Below are 18,733 nucleotides of genomic sequence, written 5' to 3'. Positions count from 1 at the left end.
TTGAGGGAGCGGCGTCGAGCGGGCAGCGTGGGGCCGGCGGTGTGGCGGCGTCTGCGCCGATCGCTCAGCCTTGTGCGCCGGGGGGCGTCGGCGGCGCTTCGCCGGCGGCCGGCCGGGCCAGCCATTCGGCGCGTACCGCCGGCCGCTGGCGGGCGAACCAGAAGAGCGCGATCAGCGGCCAGGCGGAGTCGGTTCCGCCCTGCTCGGCAAGCTCGATCGCCGCGCTTGCGGCGAGCCGGACGACGCGCGTTTCTTCGCCTTCTTCGGCCAGGCCGTGGATGCCGCCGGCGTGCGTGCTGTCGATTCGGCCGAGAAAGAGGTGCATGCGCTGCGAGGACTTCGCCGGGCTGACGTAGAAGCTGCTGATCGGCAGGAGTTCGAGTACCGTGCAGCCGGCCTCCTCGCGCGCTTCGCGACAGGCGACGGCGGCCGCCGTCTCGCCGGCCTCGATCAGTCCGGCAACGATTTCGAGCAAGCACGGCCCGCGCGCGTCGGCCCAGGCGCCGACCCGGAACTGCTCGATCATCACCACTTCGTCGCGCTGCGGGTCGTAGAGCAGGACGGCGGCGACATCGCCCTTTTCGATCAGCTCGCGCACGATCGGCGGGCTCATCCCGCCGGCAAACAGGCGGTGGCGCAGACGCAGCCGCGCCAGCCGGTAGAAGCCCTGGTAGCAAACCTCGCGCGCGAGGATTTCGAGGTCGGCGGGCGCCGCGTCGGCACGTGCCGGCGGTGGCTCGCTCACGGCGCGAGTTCGGCTTCGGCGCTCATCGCCGCGCTGCCATCGGCCGCCTGCGCGACGAGCGCCAGGCGCTGCTCGTCGCTGCGCGTGCACACGAGCCGGAACGGCGCCAGGTCGAAGAGCGGTGCCAGGCCGCGGAAGCTGAAGCGGCGCACCGGCAGCCCGGCCTGCCGGCGGACGACTTCCATCAGCAGCACGGCGGTCAGCGGCCCGTGCACGACGAGGCCGGGGTAGCCTTCTTCTTCGCGCGCGTACGGCCGGTCGTAATGGATGCGGTGCGCGTTGAAGGTGAGCGCGGAAAAGCGGAAGAGCAGCCGCGGATCGGGCGTCACGACGCGCGCCCAGGCGCCCGCCGGGAGCGGCGGCCAGTCTTCGGCGGGCGTCGGCGGCGCGACCGGCGGGCCCGGCTGGCGGTAGACGATGTCCTGCTCTTCCTCGATACAGAGTACCTCGTCCTGGTAGAAGCGATGGACGAGCGAGACGAAGGCGAGCGTGCCCGTGCGTCCGGATTTTTCGCTGATCTGGCGGATTTCGGCGACGCGGCGGGCCGGCCGACCGATCAGCAAAGGTCGATGGAACTGCATGCGGCCACCGGCGAACATCCGGCGCGGATACGGGATCGGCGGCATGAAGCCGCCACGCCGAACGTGCCCGTCGACGTCGAGCTCGGCCTGCGGCGCGCGCGGCAGGAAGTAGAACCACTGCCAGAGCGGCGGCAGCGGCGTTCCGGCGGCGAACTGCGTCGCCGTATCGTCGAGCGTCGCGGCGGCGGCCAGCGCGGGCGCCAGGGCCAGTTCGTCGTCGCAGACTTCGCGCCGCCCCATCCATTGCATGTAGTCCGGCTGTTCGTCGCTCATCGGGCAGATCCTTGGCTCGGCGTGGGAAAACGAGGCGACAAGTACAGCACACGCGGCGCGCAGTTTCAAGCTCGCCGGCCGTCGGCGGCGCAGCGCTGGCGCGGTGTCTGGCGACGATTCGGCGCACCACGCGGCGCTTTTGCGAATATACTGCACAGGTGGTGCCCGTTGCTCGAACCCGGTGCGCGTTCCCGCTGGGTCTGCCGACGTAGCGGGGCAAGGCGGAAAGAAAGGCAGCGATGAACGAAGATTCGGCTTCGACCCAGACGGCGGCAGAGCAATCTGCGCTGACCGTGACGGCGAGCAACGTTCCGCGCTGCCCTGCCCGTGCCGGGAAAGCGCTGCCGACCGACGGCGCAGGCGAGTCGCCCGGCGCGCGCGTTCCCAGCCGATGCGACGGCGCGCGGGGCACGGTCGCTCGACTGCGCACCAGGCGCGTCATCTTCATCTGAAAGCCGACGAGGGCTCCAGACATGCCGGGAATTCTCTCTGGATTGCGCGTTGTCGAAGGATCGGCCTTCGTCGCCGCACCGCTCGGCGGAATGACGCTGGCGCAGCTCGGGGCGGACGTGATTCGCTTCGATCGCATTGGCGGCGGACTCGATCATGGCCGCTGGCCGCTGACGCCGGACGGCAAGCACAGCCACTTCTGGGCCGGCCTGAACAAGGGCAAGCGCTCGATCGTCGTCGAGTTCCGCCATCCGCGCGGCCAGGAACTGCTCACCCAACTGATCTGTGCGCCGGGCGACAATGCCGGCCTTTTCTCGACCAACTTCCCGACCCGCGGCTGGCTCAGCTACGAGGCGCTGCAGGCAGCGCGCGCCGACCTGGTGATGGTCAACCTGACCGGCCAGCGCGACGGTAGCTCGGTGGTCGATTACACGCTCAATCCGCAGGTCGGTCTGCCCTGGATGACCGGCCCGACGACTTCGCCGGAGGTCGTCAATCATGTCTTTCCAGCCTGGGACTTCATCAGCGGGCAGATGATCGCGCTCGGCATGCTCGCCGCCGAACGCCATCGGCGGCTGACCGGCGAAGGGCAACTCGTCCGCCTGGCGCTGAAGGACGTGGCGCTGGCGATGATCGGCCACTTCGGCATGATCGCCGAGGTGATGATCAACGACAGCGACCGGCCACGTCAGGGCAATTACCTGTACGGCGCTTTCGGACGCGATTTCGAAACACTCGACGGCAAGCGCCTGATGGTCGTCGGCCTGACCGACCTGCAATGGCGCAGCCTGATCAAGGCGACCGGCGTGCAGGCCGGCATCGACGCGCTGGCCGCACGCCTCGGCCTCGATCTGAACGACGAGGGCAATCGCTATCGCGCCCGCCAGCAGATCGCCGCCCTGCTCGAACCGTGGTTCTTTGCCCGCACGCTGGCCGAAGCGGCGCGCATCCTCGACGCGCATCGCGTCGCCTGGGGCCCCTACCGCACGGTGCGCCAGGCGATCGCCGAGGACCCCGACTGCTCGACCGACAACCCGATGTTCTCGCTCACCGAGCAGCCGGGCGTCGGACGCTATCTGATGCCCGGCAGCCCGCTCGACTTCACGCGCGCCGACCGCCTGCCGGCTGTTCCGGCGCCGCGCCTCGGCCAGCACACCGACGAGATCCTGCTCGACATTCTCGGCCTCAGCGAAGGCGAAGTCGGCCGCCTGCACGACGCCGGCATCGTCGCCGGTCCGGCCTAGGCGACGACTCCGCGCCCACCGATCCACCAGCCGCCATTCTCCAGGGGGAAATCCAGTGAAGCTACCCGTTCATTTCTACAAGCCGCTCGCCATCGGCGCACCGCAACCGCTGCGCGAACTGCCAATTCGGCCCGAGCGGATGATCCATTTCTTCCCGCCGCACATCGAGAAAATCCGCGCCAAGGCGCCGGAAACCGCACGCCAGTGCGACGTCATGTGCGGCAACCTGGAAGACGCCATCCCGATCGAAGCCAAGGACGCGGCGCGCGCCGGCTTCATCGAACTGCTCGCCGGGAACGACTTCGGCGACACCGCGATGTGGGTGCGCGTCAATGCGCTGAACAGCCCGTGGGTGCTCGACGACCTGCACGAGATCATCCGGCATGTCGGCAACAAGCTCGATGTGATCATGATCCCCAAGGTCGAAGGACCGTGGGACATCCACTTCGTCGATCAGTACGTCGCGCTGCTCGAAGCGAAGTACGGGGTGCGCAAGCCCATCCTGCTGCACGCGCTGCTCGAAACGGCGCAGGGCGTCACCAACGTCGAGGCGATCTGCGCGGCCAGCCCGCGCATGCACGGGCTCAGCCTCGGTCCAGCCGATCTGGCTGCCTCGCGCGGCATGAAGACGACGCGCGTCGGCGGCGGTCATCCGGGCTACGGCGTGCTCGCCGACGCCGAAGCCGACGGCGGACAGCGCGCATTCTTCCAGCAGGACCTCTGGCACTACACCGTCGCGCGCATGGTCGATGCCGCCGTCGCCCACGGCTTGCGGTCTTTCTACGGTCCTTTCGGCGACCTGAAGGACGAGGCGGCGTGCGAGGCTCAGTTCCGCAACGCCTTCCTGATGGGCTGCTCGGGCGCCTGGTCGCTGGCGCCGAACCAGATTGCCATCGCCAAGCGCGTCTTCAGCCCGGACGTCAAGGAAGTGCTTTTCGCCAAGCGCATCCTGGCCGCCATGCCGGACGGCAGCGGCGTGGCGACGATCGACGGCAAGATGCAGGACGACGCGACGTGGAAACAGGCCAAGGTGATCGTCGATCTGGCGCGCCTGGTGGCCCGCCGCGACCCGCAACTGGCCGCCGCCTATGAGCTGTGATGTCAACGCTTTCCGATAGATTCAGGGGAGGTGCCTGATGAACGACAAGACCAGCCGGGGGAACTTCTTCGAAGACTTTCGCCTCGGGCAGACGATCAACCACGCCACGCCGCGCACGATCAGCGAGGGCGATGTCGCGCTATACACGGCGCTCACCGGCTCGCGCTTTCCGCTCACGTCGGCCGACACCTTTGCCCACAGCCTGGGTTTCCCGCGCGCACCGATCGACAACCTGCTCGCTTTCAATATCGTTTTTGGCAAGACCGTACCCGACATCTCGCTCAATGCCGTGGCCAACCTGGGTTATGCCGCCGGGCGCTTCGGGCATCGCGTCTATCCGGGCGATACGCTGACCGCCGACTCGACGGTCATCGGGCTGAAGGAGAACCGCGACCGGCAGACGGGAATCGTCTACGTGCGCTCGCGCGGGGTCAATCAGCGCGCGCAGATCGCCGTCGAATACGTCCGCTGGGTGATGGTGCGCAAGCGTGACCCAGCCTCGCCGGCGCCGGAAACGATCATTCCCGAGTTGCCGGAAGCGGTCGCCACCAACGACCTGGTCGTTCCCGCCGGCATCCGCGTCGACCAGTACGACACCGCGCTCGCCGGTAGCCGCGAGCGCTGGGAAGACTACGCCGTCGGCGAACGCATCGACCACGTGGATGGAATGACGATCGAGGAGAGCGAGCACATGATGGCGACTCGCCTCTACCAGAATACGGCACGCGTGCATTTCAACCAGCAGGCGGAAATGGCAGGGCGCTTCGGCCGCCGCCTGATCTATGGCGGCCACATCATCAGCCTGGCGCGCGCGCTGTCGTTCAACGGACTGGCCAATGCCTTCAGCGTGGTCGCCATCAACGGCGGGCGGCACGTCGCTCCGGCCTTTGCCGGGGACACGATCTATGCCTGGACGGAAGTGATCGACAAGCTGATCCTGCCCGGACGCGCCGACATCGGTGCCTTGCGTCTGCGCACGGTCGCGACCAAGGATCAGCCGTGCGCCGACTTCCCGCTGCGCACCGCCGACGGCAGCTATGCGCCCAGCGTCTTGCTCGATTTCGACTATACGGTGCTGATCCCGCGCCACCTCTGACGCCCGGTTTTCTCCCTAAGTAGCGCCGACGCGCCCGGTTTAAGGGCGCGTCGCGTTTCCATACGCCGAAGTATCGTTGTTTTCATTGTACTGGAACTAAGCTATCCTGAGCGAACGTTCAAAAAAACGATGGAAAACAACGGAGGAAACATGTTCCAGGTCCGCATACACGGTCGCGGGGGCCAAGGCGTGGTCACGGCTGCCGAGATGTTGTCGATTGCTGCATTCGAGGAAGGCCGCCACGCCCAGGCCTTCCCAAGTTTCGGTTCGGAACGTACTGGCGCACCGGTCGTCGCCTTCTGCCGAATCGCCGATCAGGAAATCAGACTGCGCGAGCCGATCATGGAACCCGACGCGCTGATCATCCAGGATCCGACGCTGCTCTATCAGGTCGATGTCTTTGCCGGCCTCAAGCAGGGTGGCTACATCCTGATCAATACCAGCCGCAGCTTCGACGAACTGGGTCTCGGCGACTACGTGCGCGCCTGGCCGAAAGACAAGCTGTGCACGGTGCCGGCCACCGAACTCAGCCGCAAGCACGTCGGCCGGCCGATGCCCAACGTCCCTCTCCTCGCCGGCTTCGCCGCCGCCTCCGGGACGATCCGGCTGGAGTCGGTGATCAAGGCGATCAACGCCAAATTCTCTGACAAGGTGGCGAGCAACAACATCGCCGCCGCCAGCGAGGCCTACCGCTTCGTCAACGACGAAGTTGCCGAAGCCCGCCACCAGGAGACCGCCCATGCTTAAGCAAACCGAAGGTTCACACGCCGTTGCCGAAGCCGTCGCGCTTTGCCGGCCCGAGGTCATCTGCGCTTATCCGATTTCGCCGCAGACGCACATCGTCGAGGGCCTGGGCGAGATGGTCAAGGCCGGCGAAGTTGCCAACTGCGAGTTCATCAACGTCGAATCCGAATTCGCCGCAATGAGCGTCGCCATCGGTTCGTCAGCAGCCGGCGCGCGCACCTACACGGCTACCGCCTCGCAAGGCCTGCTGTTCATGGTCGAAGCGGTCTACAACGCGTCCGGCCTCGGCCTGCCGATCGTGATGACCGTCGCCAACCGCGCGATCGGCGCGCCGATCAACATCTGGAACGATCACTCCGACTCGCTCTCGCAGCGCGACTGCGGCTGGATCCAGCTCTTCGCCGAAACCAATCAGGAAGCGCTCGATCTGCATATCCAGGCGTTCAAGCTGGCTGAAGAGGTCAGCCTGCCGGTGATGGTATGCATGGATGGCTTCATCCTGACGCACGCCTACGAACGCGTGGACGTGCCGAGCCAGGAACAGGTCGATGCTTTCCTGCCGCCGTACGAACCGCGCCAGGTGCTCGACCCCAAGGAGCCGGTATCGATCGGCGCCATGGTCGGTCCCGAGGCCTTTTCCGAAGTGCGCTACCTGGCGCACGCCAAACAGATGCAGGCGCTTGAGCGCATCCCGCAACTGGCCGAGCAGTTCAAGGCCGTCTTCGGCCGCGACAGCGGCGGCCTGACGCATGCCTACCGCATCGACGATGCCGAAACGGTCGTCGTCGCGATGGGATCGGTGCTTGGCACGATCAAGGACACGGTCGACGAGATGCGCCAGGCGGGCGATCGCATCGGCGTCCTCGGCATCACCTCGTACCGTCCTTTCCCGCTCGACAGCGTGCGCGCCGCGCTGCAGAACGCACAGCGCGTCGTCGTCCTCGAAAAGAGCCTGGCAGTCGGCATCGGCGGCATTCTGTCGACCGACGTGCGCATGGCAATGTCCGGTCTGCAACTGCACGGCCACACGGTAGTCGCCGGTCTGGGCGGACGGGCGATCACCCGCAAGTCGCTGCGCGCACTGTTCACCAAGGCACTGCGCGGTGAACTCGGCCACCTGACTTTTCTCGATCTCGACTGGAACGTCGTCAACAAGCAGCTCGAACGCGAACGCGCGACCCGCCGCTCGGGTCCGGCCGCCGAAAGCATGCTGCGTGACATCGGCGTCGTTGCCGCCCGTATTGGCTGAGGAGAAAGACGATGAGTTTCCAACCTGTACACTTTTATCAGACGGGCACCTTTACCGTCGGCAACCGCCTGCTCGCGCCGGAAGAGCGCAGCGTCCAGGCGCACGTCGAGCGCACCAACTCGCTCAACTCCGGACACCGCGCGTGCCAGGGCTGCGGTGAAGCGCTTGGCGCACGCTACGCGATCGATGCGGCGATGAACGCCGCGCGCGGTCGCCTGATTGCCGCCAACGCAACCGGCTGTCTGGAAGTCTTCTCGACGCCCTACCCGGAAACGTCGTGGCAGATCCCATGGATTCACTCGCTGTTCGGCAACACGGCGGCGATCGGCACGGGCATCGCCGCGGCGATCAAGGTCAAGCGCCAGAAAGGCCAGATGGGCGACGTGCGCGTCGTTGCTCAGGGCGGTGACGGTGGTACGACCGACATCGGTTTCGGCTGCCTGTCCGGCATGTTCGAACGTAACGACGACGTGCTCTACATCTGCTACGACAACGGCGGCTATATGAATACCGGTGTCCAGCGCAGTTCGGCAACGCCGCCAGCGGCGCGCACGGCAACGACGATGCCAGTCGGGCCGGAACCCGGCAACGCCTTCGGCCAGGGCAAGTTTGTCCCGGCGATCGCGATGGCGCACGAGATTCCGTATGTCGCTACGGCAACCGTCGCCGATCTGCGCGATCTCGAGTACAAGGTGACCAAAGCGATGGGCATCCGCGGCGCGCGCTACATCCACATTCTCGTCCCCTGCCCGCTTGGCTGGGGCGCCGCTTCGCAAGACACCATCCGCCTGGCGCGACTGGCCAAGGAAACGGGTATCTTCCCGGTGTTCGAGGCGGAGCATGGTGAGGTCACCGGCGTGCTCAAGATCCGGCGGCCTCAACCGGTCGAGGAATACCTCAAACTGCAGAAGCGCTACGCCCACCTGTTCGGCAAGAAGCCGGCGGTAGAAACGATCGCCCGCCTGCAGGCGGCGGCAGACAAGAACATTCGCAAATACGGACTGCTCGACCAGGAGGCAAACTGATGGAAAAACCCTTTGCCATTACCCTAGACCCAGGCTCCTCGCTGGCCAACCGCACCGGCTCCTGGCGCACCTCGCGCCCGGTCTACCTCGACCGCCTGCCGCCCTGCAACAAGCAGTGCCCGGCGGGTGAAGACATTCAGGGCTGGCTGTTTCACGCCGAATCGGGTGACTATGAAAGCGCCTGGCGGCATTTGACGAAAGACAACCCCTTCCCGGCGATCATGGGGCGAGTCTGCTACCACACCTGCGAAGGCGCCTGCAACCGCGGGCAGATCGACGCCCCCGTCGGCATCAACTCGGTCGAGCGCTTCCTCGGCGACGAAGCACTGAAACGCGGCTGGCACCTCTCGCCCCCGGCAAGCGAATCGGGCAAACGCGTGTTGATCGTCGGGGCCGGCCCATCCGGCATGTCCGCCGCCTATCACCTGCGCCGCCTGGGGCACGAAGTCACCGTCTACGAGGCCGGCCCGCTGCTGGGCGGAATGATGCGCTTCGGCATCCCGAAATACCGCCTGCCGCGCGATGTCCTGGAAGCCGAAATGCAACGCGTCGTCGACCTCGGCGTCAAGGTGCAGTTGAACAGCAAGGTCGAGAACATCCTGGAAACGATGCAGGCCGGCAAGTTCGACGCCGCCTTCCTGGCGGTCGGCGCGCACATTGGCAAGCGGGCGATGATTCCGGCCGGTGACGCGGCGAAGATCATCGACGCCATCTCGCTGCTGCGCAGCATGGAAGGCGAAGACAAGCCGCTGCTCGGCCGCCGGGTCGTCGTCTACGGCGGCGGCAACACGGCGATCGACGTTGCACGAACCGCCAAGCGTATGGGCGCCGAGCCGCTGATCGTCTATCGTCGGACGCGCGAAAAAATGCCGGCGCACGATTTCGAGGTCGAGGAAGCGCTGCAGGAAGGCGTCATGGTGAAATGGCTGTCGACGATCAAGCAGGCCGGCGATTCGTCGCTGACGATCGAAAAGATGGCGCTTGACAGCAAGGGCTTCCCGCAACCCACCGGTGAATTCGAGACGATCGAAGCCGATTCGCTGGTCCTTGCTCTCGGTCAGGACGTCGACCTCGGCCTGCTCGAGGGCGTCCCCGGCTTGGCGGTCTCGGACGGCGTCGTCCAGGTCAACGCCAACATGATGACCGGCCACCCGGGCATCTTTGCTGGCGGCGACATGGTCCCGGCCGAACGCAACGTCACCGTAGCCATCGGTCACGGCAAGAAGGCGGCGCGCAACATCGACGCCTGGCTGCGTGGCGAACAGTACGTCGCGCCGGCCAAGCACGAAGTCGCCAGCTTCGAAAACCTCAATCCGTGGTACTACGCCGATGCCCCAAAGACGGTGCGACCGATGCTCGACATCATCCGCCGGCAGTCGACCTTCGACGAGGTGCAGGGCGGACTCGACGAAACCAACGCCTTGTTCGAGGCGCGCCGCTGCCTGTCGTGCGGCAACTGCTTCGAGTGCGACAACTGCTACGGTGTCTGTCCGGACAATGCGGTAATCAAACTTGGCCCGGGCAAGCGCTTCGAGTTCAACTACGAGTATTGCAAAGGCTGCGGCGTTTGTGTTGCCGAATGCCCTTGCGGCGCCATCAAGATGGTGCCTGAGGAGATCTGAGCGCCCGCCAGGACCTCCCGTGTCGCTTCGGCTCGCCCACTCGTAGCCGGAGCGCAAAACCCCGGGTGGTCGGCGAACGCGCGCAGGCCATGCGAGATCCCGGCCCGGCGTGCGCAGCAGCGGTTGCTGTGCACGCTGTGTCCATGTATGTGTATTTTTCCAATTCACGAGGTACTTATGTCAACTGAAACGAAGAACGTTTACGTCTTTGGTGCTGCGCGCACCGACGGCGACGCCAAGATGAAGAATCTCCTCGGCGGCAAGGGAGCCAACCTGGCGGAAATGTGCCGTCTCGGCATTGCGGTGCCCCCCGGCTTCACGATCAGCACCGAAGTCTGCACGGTCTACACCGAGCAGGGCAAAGAAGCGGTGACCCGGCTGATCGAGGCCGAGGTCAGGCAGGGCGTAGCCTTCGTTGAACAGGAGATGGGCAAGAAGTTTGGCGACTCGTCGGATCCGCTGCTGCTTTCGGTGCGTTCGGGCTCGCGTGCCTCGATGCCGGGAATGATGGATACCATTCTCAACCTCGGCCTGAACGACGAGGCGGTTGCCGGGCTGGCGCGCAAGGCGAACAACGAGCGTTTTGCCTGGGACTCGTACCGTCGCTTCGTGCAGATGTACGGCGACGTGGTGATGGGATTGAAGCCGGTGTCGAAGGAAGATCACGACCCCTTCGAAGTCGTCATCGACATGGTCAAGAAGCAGAAGGGCGTACAGCTCGATACCGATCTCGACACCGCCGACCTGAAGGAACTCGTGCAGCGTTTCAAGGGCCTGATTCGCGCGCGCGTCGGCCGCGACTTTCCGACCGATCCCTGGGAGCAACTGTGGGGTGCCGTAATGGCCGTCTTCGAAAGCTGGAACAACGACCGCGCCAAGGTTTACCGCGAACTGAACGACATTCCGGAATCCTGGGGAACGGCAGTCAATGTGCAGGCGATGGTCTTCGGCAACCTGGGTCAGAACAGCGGCACCGGCGTTGCGTTCACGCGTGACGCGGGCACCGGCGAAGATCTGTTCAACGGTGAATTCCTGATCAACGCGCAGGGTGAAGACGTCGTCGCCGGCATCCGCACGCCGCAACAGGTGACCCTCGAGGGCTCGCGCCGCTGGGCACAACTGGCGCTGATCAGCGAACAGGAGCGGGCCGAGAAGTTCCCGTCGCTCGAAGAGCTGATGCCCGACATCTATCGCCAGCTTCTCGCCGCCGAAACCCGACTCGAAAACCACTACAAGGACATGCAGGACGTCGAGTTCACCATCCAGGAAGGCCGCCTGTGGATGCTGCAGACGCGCAACGGCAAGCGTACCGGTGCGGCGATGGTGCGCATCGCGATGGAAATGCTGCGCCAGGGAATGATCGACGAGAAGGAGGCCTTGCGTCGGGTCAATGCCGAGCGCCTGAACGAACTGCTGCACCCGGTGTTCGATCCGGCTGCGATCAAGGGCGCGCGCACCATCGCACACGGTCTGCCGGCGTCGCCCGGCGCCGCCACCGGCCAGATCGTCTTCTTTGCCGATGAAGCCGAGGAATGGGTCAGAAAAGGCAAGGACGTCATCCTCGTCCGCCAGGAAACCTCACCTGAAGACCTGCGCGGCATGAGCGTGGCCAAGGGCATCCTGACCGCACGCGGCGGGATGACTTCGCACGCCGCCGTGGTTGCGCGCGGCATGGGCAAGTGCTGCGTTTCCGGCGCGGGAGCGGTGCACGTCGACTACCGGGCACGGACGATGTCGGTCGGCGACCAGACGTGGAACGAAGGCGACTGGATCTCGCTCGACGGCTCGACCGGCGACGTTTTCCTCGGCCAGGTGCCGACCAAGGAAGCCGAGCTGACCGGCGACTTCGGCGCCTTGATGGAACTTGCCGATCGCTACAAGCGGCTGGGCATCCGGGCCAACGCCGACACGCCGGAAGACGCCAAAGTGGCGCGCAACTTCGGCGCCAAGGGAATCGGCCTCTGCCGCACCGAGCACATGTTCTTCGAAGGCGACCGGATCAAGGCGGTGCGCGAAATGATTCTCTCCGAGGACGAAACCGGCCGCCGCAAGGCGCTCGCCAAGCTGCTGCCGATGCAGCGCGCCGACTTCGAAGGGCTTTTCCGCGAAATGAGCGGTCTGCCGGTGACCATCCGCCTGCTCGACCCACCGCTGCACGAGTTTGTCCCGCACGACGAAGCCAACCAGAAGATCATGGCGCACGAAATGAACGTGCCGCTGGGTGTCATCAAGATGCGCGTCGATGACCTGCACGAATTCAACCCGATGATGGGCCACCGCGGCTGCCGGCTCGGCATCAGCTATCCCGAGATCACCGAAATGCAGGCGCGAGCCATTCTCGAGGCGGCGCTGAACATGAAAGCCAAGGGCTACGACGTGAAAGCGGAAATCATGATCCCGCTGGTCGGCACGGTACGCGAATTCAACGCCCAGGCACGCGTCATCCGGCAGACGGCAGCGGCTGTCTTTGCCGAGCGCGGCGAGGAGATCGAGTTCCTGCTCGGCACGATGATCGAGACGCCACGCGCCGCGCTGATCGCCGACAGCATCGGCCAACAGGCGCAGTTCTTCTCGTTCGGCACGAACGATCTGACGCAGATGACGATGGGCTTCTCGCGCGACGACGCGGGCAAGTTCCTGCCGAGCTATCTGAAGGACGGCATGTACGAGCGCGACCCCTTCCAGTCGATCGACCAGAAAGGCGTCGGCCTGCTGGTCAAGATGGCCGTCGAGAAGGGGCGTTCGGTGCGCCAGAACATCAAGCTCGGCGTTTGCGGCGAACACGGCGGCGATCCGACGTCGATCGATTTCTTCCATCGCGCCGGGCTTGATTACGTCAGTTGCTCGCCCTTCCGCGTGCCGATCGCCCGCCTGTCGGCAGCCCAGACAGCGATCGAAAACGCCTAGGCAAAACCTGCTGAGGCGACGGTCTGCACCGTCGCCTCAGCCGCAAGTCGTGCCTCCTGCGGACGCGCACCGGCCATCGGCCGCTGCGCGTCCGCCATTTTCTTAACCGGCAAGCGGCGGCTGTCACCCCCGCCTTCGCCTACCGGCGTTCCATCCGTCTGCTGCTTCTGATGAACTTCGAAATCATTGCCCACGACGGCGCTGCCCGGCGCGGGCAGCTCCACCTCGCGCATGGCAAGGTCGACACGCCCGCCTTCATGCCGGTCGGCACCTACGGCACGGTCAAAGCGATGACGCCGCGCGACCTGGCCGAAACCGGCGCCCAGATCTGCCTCGGCAACACCTTTCACCTCTGGCTGCGCCCCGGGCTCGAGGTCATCGGCGCGCATTGCGGCCTGCACCGCTTCATGTCGTGGAGCGGGCCGCTGCTCACCGACTCGGGCGGCTTTCAGGTCTTCTCGCTCGGCGCACTGCGCAAGATCAGCGAAGAAGGCGTGCGTTTCCAGTCGCCGATCAACGGCGAGCGACTTTTTCTGACGCCGGAAGAGTCGATGCGTATCCAGCATGTGCTCAACTCGGACATCGCGATGATCCTCGACGAATGTACGCCCTACCCCGCGAGCGAGTCGGCCGCGGCGGCGTCGATGCGCCTGTCGCTGCGCTGGGCCGAACGCTCGCGCGCCAGCCACGATCAACTCGGCAATCGCAACGCGCTGTTCGGTATCGTCCAGGGCGGCATGTACGAAGCGCTGCGCGACGAATCGCTGAGCGGACTGTGCGCGATCGGCTTCGACGGCTACGCCATTGGCGGTCTGTCGGTCGGCGAACCGAAGGACGACATGGCGCGCATCCTCGCGCACACGGCGCCACGCCTGCCGGCGAACAAACCGCGCTACCTGATGGGCGTCGGCACGCCCGAGGATCTGGTCGCCGCCGTCGAGCAGGGAATCGACATGTTCGACTGCGTTCTGCCGACGCGCAACGCGCGCAACGGTCACCTATTTACCCGCTATGGCGACGTGCGCATAAGGAATGCCCGCCACAAAAGCGACCAGCGCCCGCTTGACGAGCACTGTCGGTGCTATACCTGCCGCAACTTTTCGCGCGCCTACCTGCACCACCTGAACCGAGTCGGCGAGATCCTTGGCGCGCAGCTCGCCACGCTGCACAATCTCTGCTACTACCAGGATCTGATGCGCGACCTGCGCGCGGCCATCGCGCAAGGCGCCTGGCGTGAAATGCGCGCGGCATTTCACCAGAACCGCGCTCGGGAAAGGGCCAGCGACTGAGCGCCGGCGAACACGCGTCGCGCGCTGGCCGTGCGCCGCCGCCCGGCCGGAACGACCTTGCGAAATCGGCGCAAGCTGCCGATTCCCGGCCTATAATCATTTCGTCACTGCCATGGTAAAGGCGGTGTTTTTCCCGGACGGAGGATCACAATGACGATTTTCGACAAGGCTAGGGAAGTGGCCACGGCGGCCGTGGACAAAGCGAAGGAAGTAGCCACCTCGGCGGTCGAGGTGGTCGAGGAAGCCGGCGCCAAAGCCGTTGAGTTGGCGCAGGAGGCCGGCGCAAGCGTCGCCGAAAACGTCGGCGCGACGACAACCCGGGTGCGCGAGTTGGCCGGCGAAGCAGTTGAAACAGCGCGCGGACTCGGCGCGAGCGTCGTCGAGGAAGCGGGCGAGTTGCTCGACAAGTCGAAAGCGGTTTTCAGCGGTAGCGCAGATACCGTCGCCGAAAGCGACGCCACTACGGAAAGCAGCGAGGCGCAGGGCAAGCCGCCGAACGCCGGTGGCAACTCCGCCGCTTGAGGACAACCGCCTCCCCTTGCTGGCGTCGTTCGGCGGAAGGCGTGCCGGCCCACTTGGGCGAAACCGCGTCGTCACCGGCCAGGCCGGCGGAGCGCTCCGCTGGCCGATCAGCATTGGCCGTTGGCGCCTGCGCTGCAGCGGTCAATAACCGGTCGCCAAACCGGCTCACCTTTCCCGGCAGCGAAGACAGTCTGCCCAGGTCGAGCTTGATCACCGCAGCGGCGTATTGACGCCGACACTCCTGCCTGGGCAGACAACTTTCGCGGCCGAGCCATGCAAGCTTGCGAGCTGACGATGCTCACTCAAGCTCGGCCAGCTCCCGCTGAGCGACCGGCGAGACCTGCGGTGATACCGCGGTGCATCTCACCTGAGTCAAGGGCAAGAGTTTGGTCATGAACGCCTCGCCCACACCAAACGCTGCCAGGAGCGCCCGACCTTCGTCGTCCTGCGGCTCGATGCGCAATGCGCAGTTGTTGCCTTCCGTGATCAATACGACTTTCATTTCGACCTCCAAGCCCGTTCGGCATCGGTACCGAAGCGAGCGCAAGCTAGTAGCCAGCGGCGTCCGCGCAACCCCGGTCTCCGCTGCCCGCGCCGGGGCTGGAAGTCGGAGGGCTCGCCTCCCGACCTTCAATGACAGTATCGGCTCGGAAGCCCGCAGAGCACAGGAACTAATGCACTAAATGCTTGATCGAGTGGACCTTCGCGCCGCTTGGCAGGGGCTGTCGGGCGCTCACACGCGTAGCGAGGCCGGCGCCGCAGGCGCTTGCCGGAAGGCCGACCCGGCGGCTCGCTCGGCCGAATCGCCCGCGATCAACTCGCCGCCGCTTGTGAGACAATCCGCTGCCGGGCGTCCAGCGCACTGATGCATCAACCTGAATTGCCGCTGACGCCAGGCTCCTCCTCGACCCACCCGCACGGAGCACCCGCATGACCGACCTCTTTACGCCGCTGCGCGTCGGCGCGCTCGACACGCCAAACCGCATCTTCATGGCCCCCCTCACCCGCTGCCGCGCCGGCGGCGAGCACATGGCCAATGCAATGATGGCCGAGTATTATGCGCAGCGCGCGAGCGCCGGGCTGCTGATCGCCGAAGCGACGATGGCCATCGCTGGCCACTCGGCATTCGCGACCGAACCCGGCATCTGTTCCGCCGCGCATGCCGCCGGCTGGAAGCTGGTGACCGACGCAGTGCACGCCGCCGGCGGCCGCATTTTTCTCCAGATCTGGCACGGTGGACGCGCCTGCCACCCGGCGCTCAACGGCGGCAGGGAGCCGGTTGGCGCGAGCGCACTCGCCATCCGCGGCGATGAGGTCCATACGCCGACCGGCAAGCAGCCCTATACCGTTCCCCGCGTCCTCGCCGACGACGAAATCTCTGGAATCGTCGCTGGCTTCCGTTCAGCCGCAGAACACGCCCGTTCCGCTGGCTTTGACGGCGTGGAGGTGCATGGAGCAAACGGCTACCTGCTCGACCAGTTCCTGCGCGATGGGACGAACAAACGCAGCGGGGCTTACGGCGGACCACTGGAGAACCGCGCGCGGCTGCTGTTCGAGGTCATCGAGGCGGTCTGCCAGGTGTGGGGAAGCGAGCGCGTCGGCTTGCGCATTTCGCCGCTCAACAGCTACAACGACATCATCGACAGCGATCCGGTCGGGCTGGCCGGCTGGCTCGCCGGTCGGCTGAACGACTTCAAGCTGGCCTATCTCCACCTGATGCGCGGCGATTTCTTCGGGCTGCAGAAAGGCGATGTCGTGACACCGGTACGTTCTGTCTACCAGGGAGTGCTGATCGGCAATATGGGGTACACCGCCGACGAAGCCAATCGGGCGATCGCCGATGGAACCCTGGATGCGGTTGCGTTCGGCAGCGCCTTCCTGGCCAACCCCGATCTGCCGGCGCGGATCCGGGTCGGAGCGCCGCTCAATGCGCCCAATCCGGCAAGCTTCTACACGCCCGGGCCGGAAGGCTATACGGACTATCCGGTCTGGCCCGGCGGCGAGCCTCAGTCGGGGCGGTGAGCCACTGCGCTGACGCGCGGCGCCGGACTGGCTGATCCAACAGCCGAGGCGGGCGGCCACCCGCCTTGGGTGGTCACCGAAGCCAGGCTAGTCGGGCGCGAGCGGCCGATCAGCGCGGCTCGTTTTCAGGCGCGGCGATGCACCTCGCGCCAACGCAGCCAGCACTCACCTCCGGCGTAGGCGAGCAACAGGACGAGAACGAGACCGCGCGCCAAGGCAAGCTGGTCGCTGGTCGACGGCGCGAGATAGGGAACGCCGTACCAGGTGGCAATCAGAATCAGCGGCACGACCAGCGCTGCGCGCAAACCGACTTTGCGCCAGGAATAGGGGCGCCCGATGGCATCCGCCAGACGTCCAGCATCGACATTCCAGGCTTCGTCGCGCACGCTCACCGCCTGATGACGAACAAGAGCACGCAGATCTGCGGGGAGATCGTCGACGCGAGGCAGCTCGGCGCCGTTCAGCAGCACGGGAATCACCCGCTTGCCGAGGCGCAGCGCAGTCGCCACTTCGCGCCGCACATAGTCAGGTTCTTTGCGCGCCTGGCGAGCCGCGAGTTCGGGCGCCCAGCGCTTGCCGATCAGGACGAGAACCGCACTCGTCGCGGCGAGTTCAAGCTCCAGCGCGGCCTCGAAATCGTCGCCCGGAGCGATGCCGTCAGCATCGCGGAAGACGCACGCCGTGCCGAGCAAGGCCTCCAGACTGTCGCTCAGACGTCCCGCTTCGCCCGTGCTGTCGCTGCGTCGATAGCTGATGAACACGGAGTGCTGGCTCATCGCATCCCTCCATTCAGAGAATGCTCAGCGGTTTCCAGAGACCACCTCTGTACAAATGCCTTTCGCCGGACACCCTGCTCGGCAAGACCAGTGCAGCCGGCCCGGCGTGTCCCTTGCGAAACTCATAGACCAACGCCTGCACGCGATGCTGCGGACCATAGGGCAGCTTGCCGACCGCCGTCGGCAACCCGCTCGCACCACTGCCGGCCCAGCCGGCGATCTCGTCGCCAGTTGGCGCGGCCGGTGATTGCGCCCAGACCGCATCAGTAACGATGAACACGATCGCCCGATAGCTTCCCGGCGGCGCATGCGCCAGCGCCAGGATGAACTCGAGGAGCGACAGGTTGGCCACCGAAGGCGTACCCGTGCGCCAGCGATCGCCGCCCGCGAGTGGCGTTCCGTCCGGCTTGATCTGCTCGACGTGCGTCGCCAGAGCAAAGCCACCGGGCACCGCGTAGTAGCTCCAGTCAGCGTACTCGGCCAAACGCAGCGCCTTCTCGAGCTTGTCGGAAACGCTCAGCAGCGTCGCATCCGCTGCACTACGCACCCACTTGTCCGGGATCGAAACCTCGGCCGACGCCTTGGGTGGCGGCCACGTAAAACGAGGGATCGGCGCCGCTGCCGGCGGCGAACTCGCGTCGGCCGGCACGCCACCCGCGGCTGCTCCGGCGGCGGCGGCGCTCTCGGCGGGGGCAATGGCGCGCACATTGCGGCGTATCGGACCCGCCTCGGGCGCTCCACCGACAGCCTTCGGCAAGCCTTCATCGGCCGCTGGCGTCGCGCGCTGTGGCGGGACGGCGCATCCGCCGACGAGCAGACAAAATGCGATCAGGAAGGCCACCCGCCACCCACAGAGAGCCTCCAGTCGGCCCGCCAAAGGAAACACCTTGCTAGGCTCAGGCATGTTCTCCGCTCTCCCCAGAATCAATCACCCGCCAATGCCGGACGATAGAAGCAACCATTTACCGCCCGCGACAGCCAGCCGCCACACGCCGCAGGCTCATTATAGCGGGATGCGGCCGGGAAACGCTCGCCAAACTCCCGTTCAACGCCACCCGGAACCGGCGACCTGCGGCCTTCCCGCCGCGC

17 protein-coding genes are annotated in these 18,733 nt (G+C 65.9%); 12 read left to right on the top strand and 5 right to left on the bottom strand.

Annotated elements, in window-relative coordinates; translation table 11 throughout:
* Positions 1-64 precede the first annotated feature (64 nt).
* The gene (locus tag Q1L59_RS15250; RefSeq protein ID WP_300333780.1) at positions 65-745 is read right to left on the bottom strand and encodes an NUDIX domain-containing protein; all 681 of its coding nucleotides are present in this window, start codon (positions 743-745) and stop codon (positions 65-67) included.
* A complete protein-coding gene (locus tag Q1L59_RS15245) occupies positions 742-1,599 on the bottom strand; it encodes an acyl-CoA dehydrogenase (RefSeq protein ID WP_300333778.1) in 858 nt (285 codons plus the stop codon). The genes Q1L59_RS15250 and Q1L59_RS15245 overlap by 4 nt, the downstream gene beginning before the upstream one ends.
* 239 nt (positions 1,600-1,838) lie before the next feature.
* Here Q1L59_RS15245 and Q1L59_RS15240 point away from each other — a divergent pair, with 239 nt between their 5' ends.
* The 11 genes from Q1L59_RS15240 to Q1L59_RS15190 all read left to right on the top strand — a co-directional run bounded on the left by Q1L59_RS15240 (position 1,839) and on the right by Q1L59_RS15190 (position 14,846).
* A complete protein-coding gene (locus Q1L59_RS15240; protein ID WP_300333776.1) occupies positions 1,839-2,051 on the top strand; it encodes a hypothetical protein in 213 nt (70 codons plus the stop codon).
* A 21-nt stretch (positions 2,052-2,072) separates the two neighbouring features.
* Entirely contained in the window at positions 2,073-3,293 is a 1,221-nt protein-coding gene (locus Q1L59_RS15235) for a 2-methylfumaryl-CoA isomerase (protein WP_300333774.1), read from the top strand.
* A gap of 55 nt (positions 3,294-3,348) precedes the next feature.
* Positions 3,349-4,392, top strand: a complete 1,044-nt coding sequence (locus Q1L59_RS15230; protein ID WP_300333772.1) for a CoA ester lyase — start codon at positions 3,349-3,351, stop codon at positions 4,390-4,392.
* A gap of 37 nt (positions 4,393-4,429) precedes the next feature.
* Positions 4,430-5,488 (top strand): MaoC family dehydratase, encoded by a 1,059-nt coding sequence (locus Q1L59_RS15225; RefSeq protein ID WP_300333770.1) that lies wholly within the window; start codon positions 4,430-4,432, stop codon positions 5,486-5,488.
* 150 nt (positions 5,489-5,638) lie between these two features.
* On the top strand, positions 5,639-6,235 hold the full coding sequence (locus Q1L59_RS15220; RefSeq protein WP_300333768.1) for a 2-oxoacid:acceptor oxidoreductase family protein: 597 nt from the start codon (positions 5,639-5,641) through the stop codon (positions 6,233-6,235).
* Complete coding sequence (gene porA / locus Q1L59_RS15215) at positions 6,228-7,481, top strand: pyruvate ferredoxin oxidoreductase (protein ID WP_300333766.1); 1,254 nt, start codon at positions 6,228-6,230, stop codon at positions 7,479-7,481. Before Q1L59_RS15220 ends, porA begins: the two co-directional genes overlap by 8 nt.
* An 11-nt stretch (positions 7,482-7,492) precedes the next feature.
* Positions 7,493-8,506, top strand: a complete 1,014-nt coding sequence (locus tag Q1L59_RS15210; protein ID WP_300333764.1) for a thiamine pyrophosphate-dependent enzyme — start codon at positions 7,493-7,495, stop codon at positions 8,504-8,506.
* A complete protein-coding gene (locus Q1L59_RS15205; RefSeq protein ID WP_300333762.1) occupies positions 8,506-10,128 on the top strand; it encodes an NAD(P)-binding protein in 1,623 nt (540 codons plus the stop codon). The genes Q1L59_RS15210 and Q1L59_RS15205 overlap by 1 nt, the downstream gene beginning before the upstream one ends.
* 177 nt (positions 10,129-10,305) lie before the next feature.
* A complete protein-coding gene (gene ppdK, locus Q1L59_RS15200) occupies positions 10,306-13,035 on the top strand; it encodes a pyruvate, phosphate dikinase (protein WP_300333760.1) in 2,730 nt (909 codons plus the stop codon).
* Between the two features lie 170 nt (positions 13,036-13,205).
* Complete coding sequence (gene tgt, locus Q1L59_RS15195; protein WP_300333759.1) at positions 13,206-14,324, top strand: tRNA guanosine(34) transglycosylase Tgt; 1,119 nt, start codon at positions 13,206-13,208, stop codon at positions 14,322-14,324.
* 150 nt (positions 14,325-14,474) lie between these two features.
* Positions 14,475-14,846: a hypothetical protein gene (locus tag Q1L59_RS15190; protein ID WP_300333758.1), complete on the top strand. Its 372-nt coding sequence runs from the start codon at positions 14,475-14,477 to the stop codon at positions 14,844-14,846.
* A gap of 298 nt (positions 14,847-15,144) precedes the next feature.
* Here the strand turns inward: Q1L59_RS15190 and Q1L59_RS15185 are convergent, their stop codons facing one another.
* Positions 15,145-15,348, bottom strand: coding sequence for a hypothetical protein (locus tag Q1L59_RS15185; protein ID WP_300333757.1), 204 nt, complete (start codon positions 15,346-15,348; stop codon positions 15,145-15,147).
* 428 nt (positions 15,349-15,776) lie between these two features.
* Between Q1L59_RS15185 and Q1L59_RS15180 the strand changes: the two genes are divergently transcribed.
* Positions 15,777-16,868 carry an alkene reductase gene (locus Q1L59_RS15180; RefSeq protein ID WP_300333756.1) on the top strand — a complete coding sequence of 364 codons (1,092 nt, stop codon included), beginning with the start codon at positions 15,777-15,779 and terminating at the stop codon, positions 16,866-16,868.
* A gap of 125 nt (positions 16,869-16,993) precedes the next feature.
* Here Q1L59_RS15180 and Q1L59_RS15175 read toward each other — a convergent pair whose 3' ends face one another.
* Together Q1L59_RS15175 and Q1L59_RS15170 are read right to left on the bottom strand one after the other, a co-directional pair.
* Complete coding sequence (locus Q1L59_RS15175; protein WP_300333755.1) at positions 16,994-17,644, bottom strand: toll/interleukin-1 receptor domain-containing protein; 651 nt, start codon at positions 17,642-17,644, stop codon at positions 16,994-16,996.
* Between the two features lie 13 nt (positions 17,645-17,657).
* Positions 17,658-18,548, bottom strand: coding sequence for a hypothetical protein (locus Q1L59_RS15170; protein ID WP_300333753.1), 891 nt, complete (start codon positions 18,546-18,548; stop codon positions 17,658-17,660).
* Between the last annotated feature and the right edge of the window lie 185 nt (positions 18,549-18,733).

The organism is Accumulibacter sp. (assembly GCF_029255125.1).
In the GTDB taxonomy this organism is placed as follows: domain Bacteria; phylum Pseudomonadota; class Gammaproteobacteria; order Burkholderiales; family Rhodocyclaceae; genus Accumulibacter.
Note: the sequence above shows the minus strand (reverse complement) of the source record. Positions and strands in the feature narration are given on the sequence as shown.

Excerpts from the sequence above, each read along its gene's own strand:
- Q1L59_RS15170 (WP_300333753.1), bottom strand. The coding sequence starts at position 18,548 with ATGCCTGAGCCTAGCAAGGTGTTTCCTTTGGCGGGCCGACTGGAGGCT.
- Q1L59_RS15205 (WP_300333762.1), top strand. The coding sequence starts at position 8,506 with ATGGAAAAACCCTTTGCCATTACCCTAGACCCAGGCTCCTCGCTGGCC.
- porA (WP_300333766.1), top strand. The coding sequence starts at position 6,228 with ATGCTTAAGCAAACCGAAGGTTCACACGCCGTTGCCGAAGCCGTCGCG.
- Q1L59_RS15190 (WP_300333758.1), top strand. The coding sequence starts at position 14,475 with ATGACGATTTTCGACAAGGCTAGGGAAGTGGCCACGGCGGCCGTGGAC.
- tgt (WP_300333759.1), top strand. The coding sequence starts at position 13,206 with ATGAACTTCGAAATCATTGCCCACGACGGCGCTGCCCGGCGCGGGCAG.
- Q1L59_RS15220 (WP_300333768.1), top strand. The coding sequence starts at position 5,639 with ATGTTCCAGGTCCGCATACACGGTCGCGGGGGCCAAGGCGTGGTCACG.
- Q1L59_RS15235 (WP_300333774.1), top strand. The coding sequence starts at position 2,073 with ATGCCGGGAATTCTCTCTGGATTGCGCGTTGTCGAAGGATCGGCCTTC.
- Q1L59_RS15240 (WP_300333776.1), top strand. The coding sequence starts at position 1,839 with ATGAACGAAGATTCGGCTTCGACCCAGACGGCGGCAGAGCAATCTGCG.
- ppdK (WP_300333760.1), top strand. The coding sequence starts at position 10,306 with ATGTCAACTGAAACGAAGAACGTTTACGTCTTTGGTGCTGCGCGCACC.
- Q1L59_RS15210 (WP_300333764.1), top strand. The coding sequence starts at position 7,493 with ATGAGTTTCCAACCTGTACACTTTTATCAGACGGGCACCTTTACCGTC.
- Q1L59_RS15245 (WP_300333778.1), bottom strand. The coding sequence starts at position 1,599 with ATGAGCGACGAACAGCCGGACTACATGCAATGGATGGGGCGGCGCGAA.
- Q1L59_RS15225 (WP_300333770.1), top strand. The coding sequence starts at position 4,430 with ATGAACGACAAGACCAGCCGGGGGAACTTCTTCGAAGACTTTCGCCTC.
- Q1L59_RS15175 (WP_300333755.1), bottom strand. The coding sequence starts at position 17,644 with ATGAGCCAGCACTCCGTGTTCATCAGCTATCGACGCAGCGACAGCACG.
- Q1L59_RS15180 (WP_300333756.1), top strand. The coding sequence starts at position 15,777 with ATGACCGACCTCTTTACGCCGCTGCGCGTCGGCGCGCTCGACACGCCA.
- Q1L59_RS15185 (WP_300333757.1), bottom strand. The coding sequence starts at position 15,348 with ATGAAAGTCGTATTGATCACGGAAGGCAACAACTGCGCATTGCGCATC.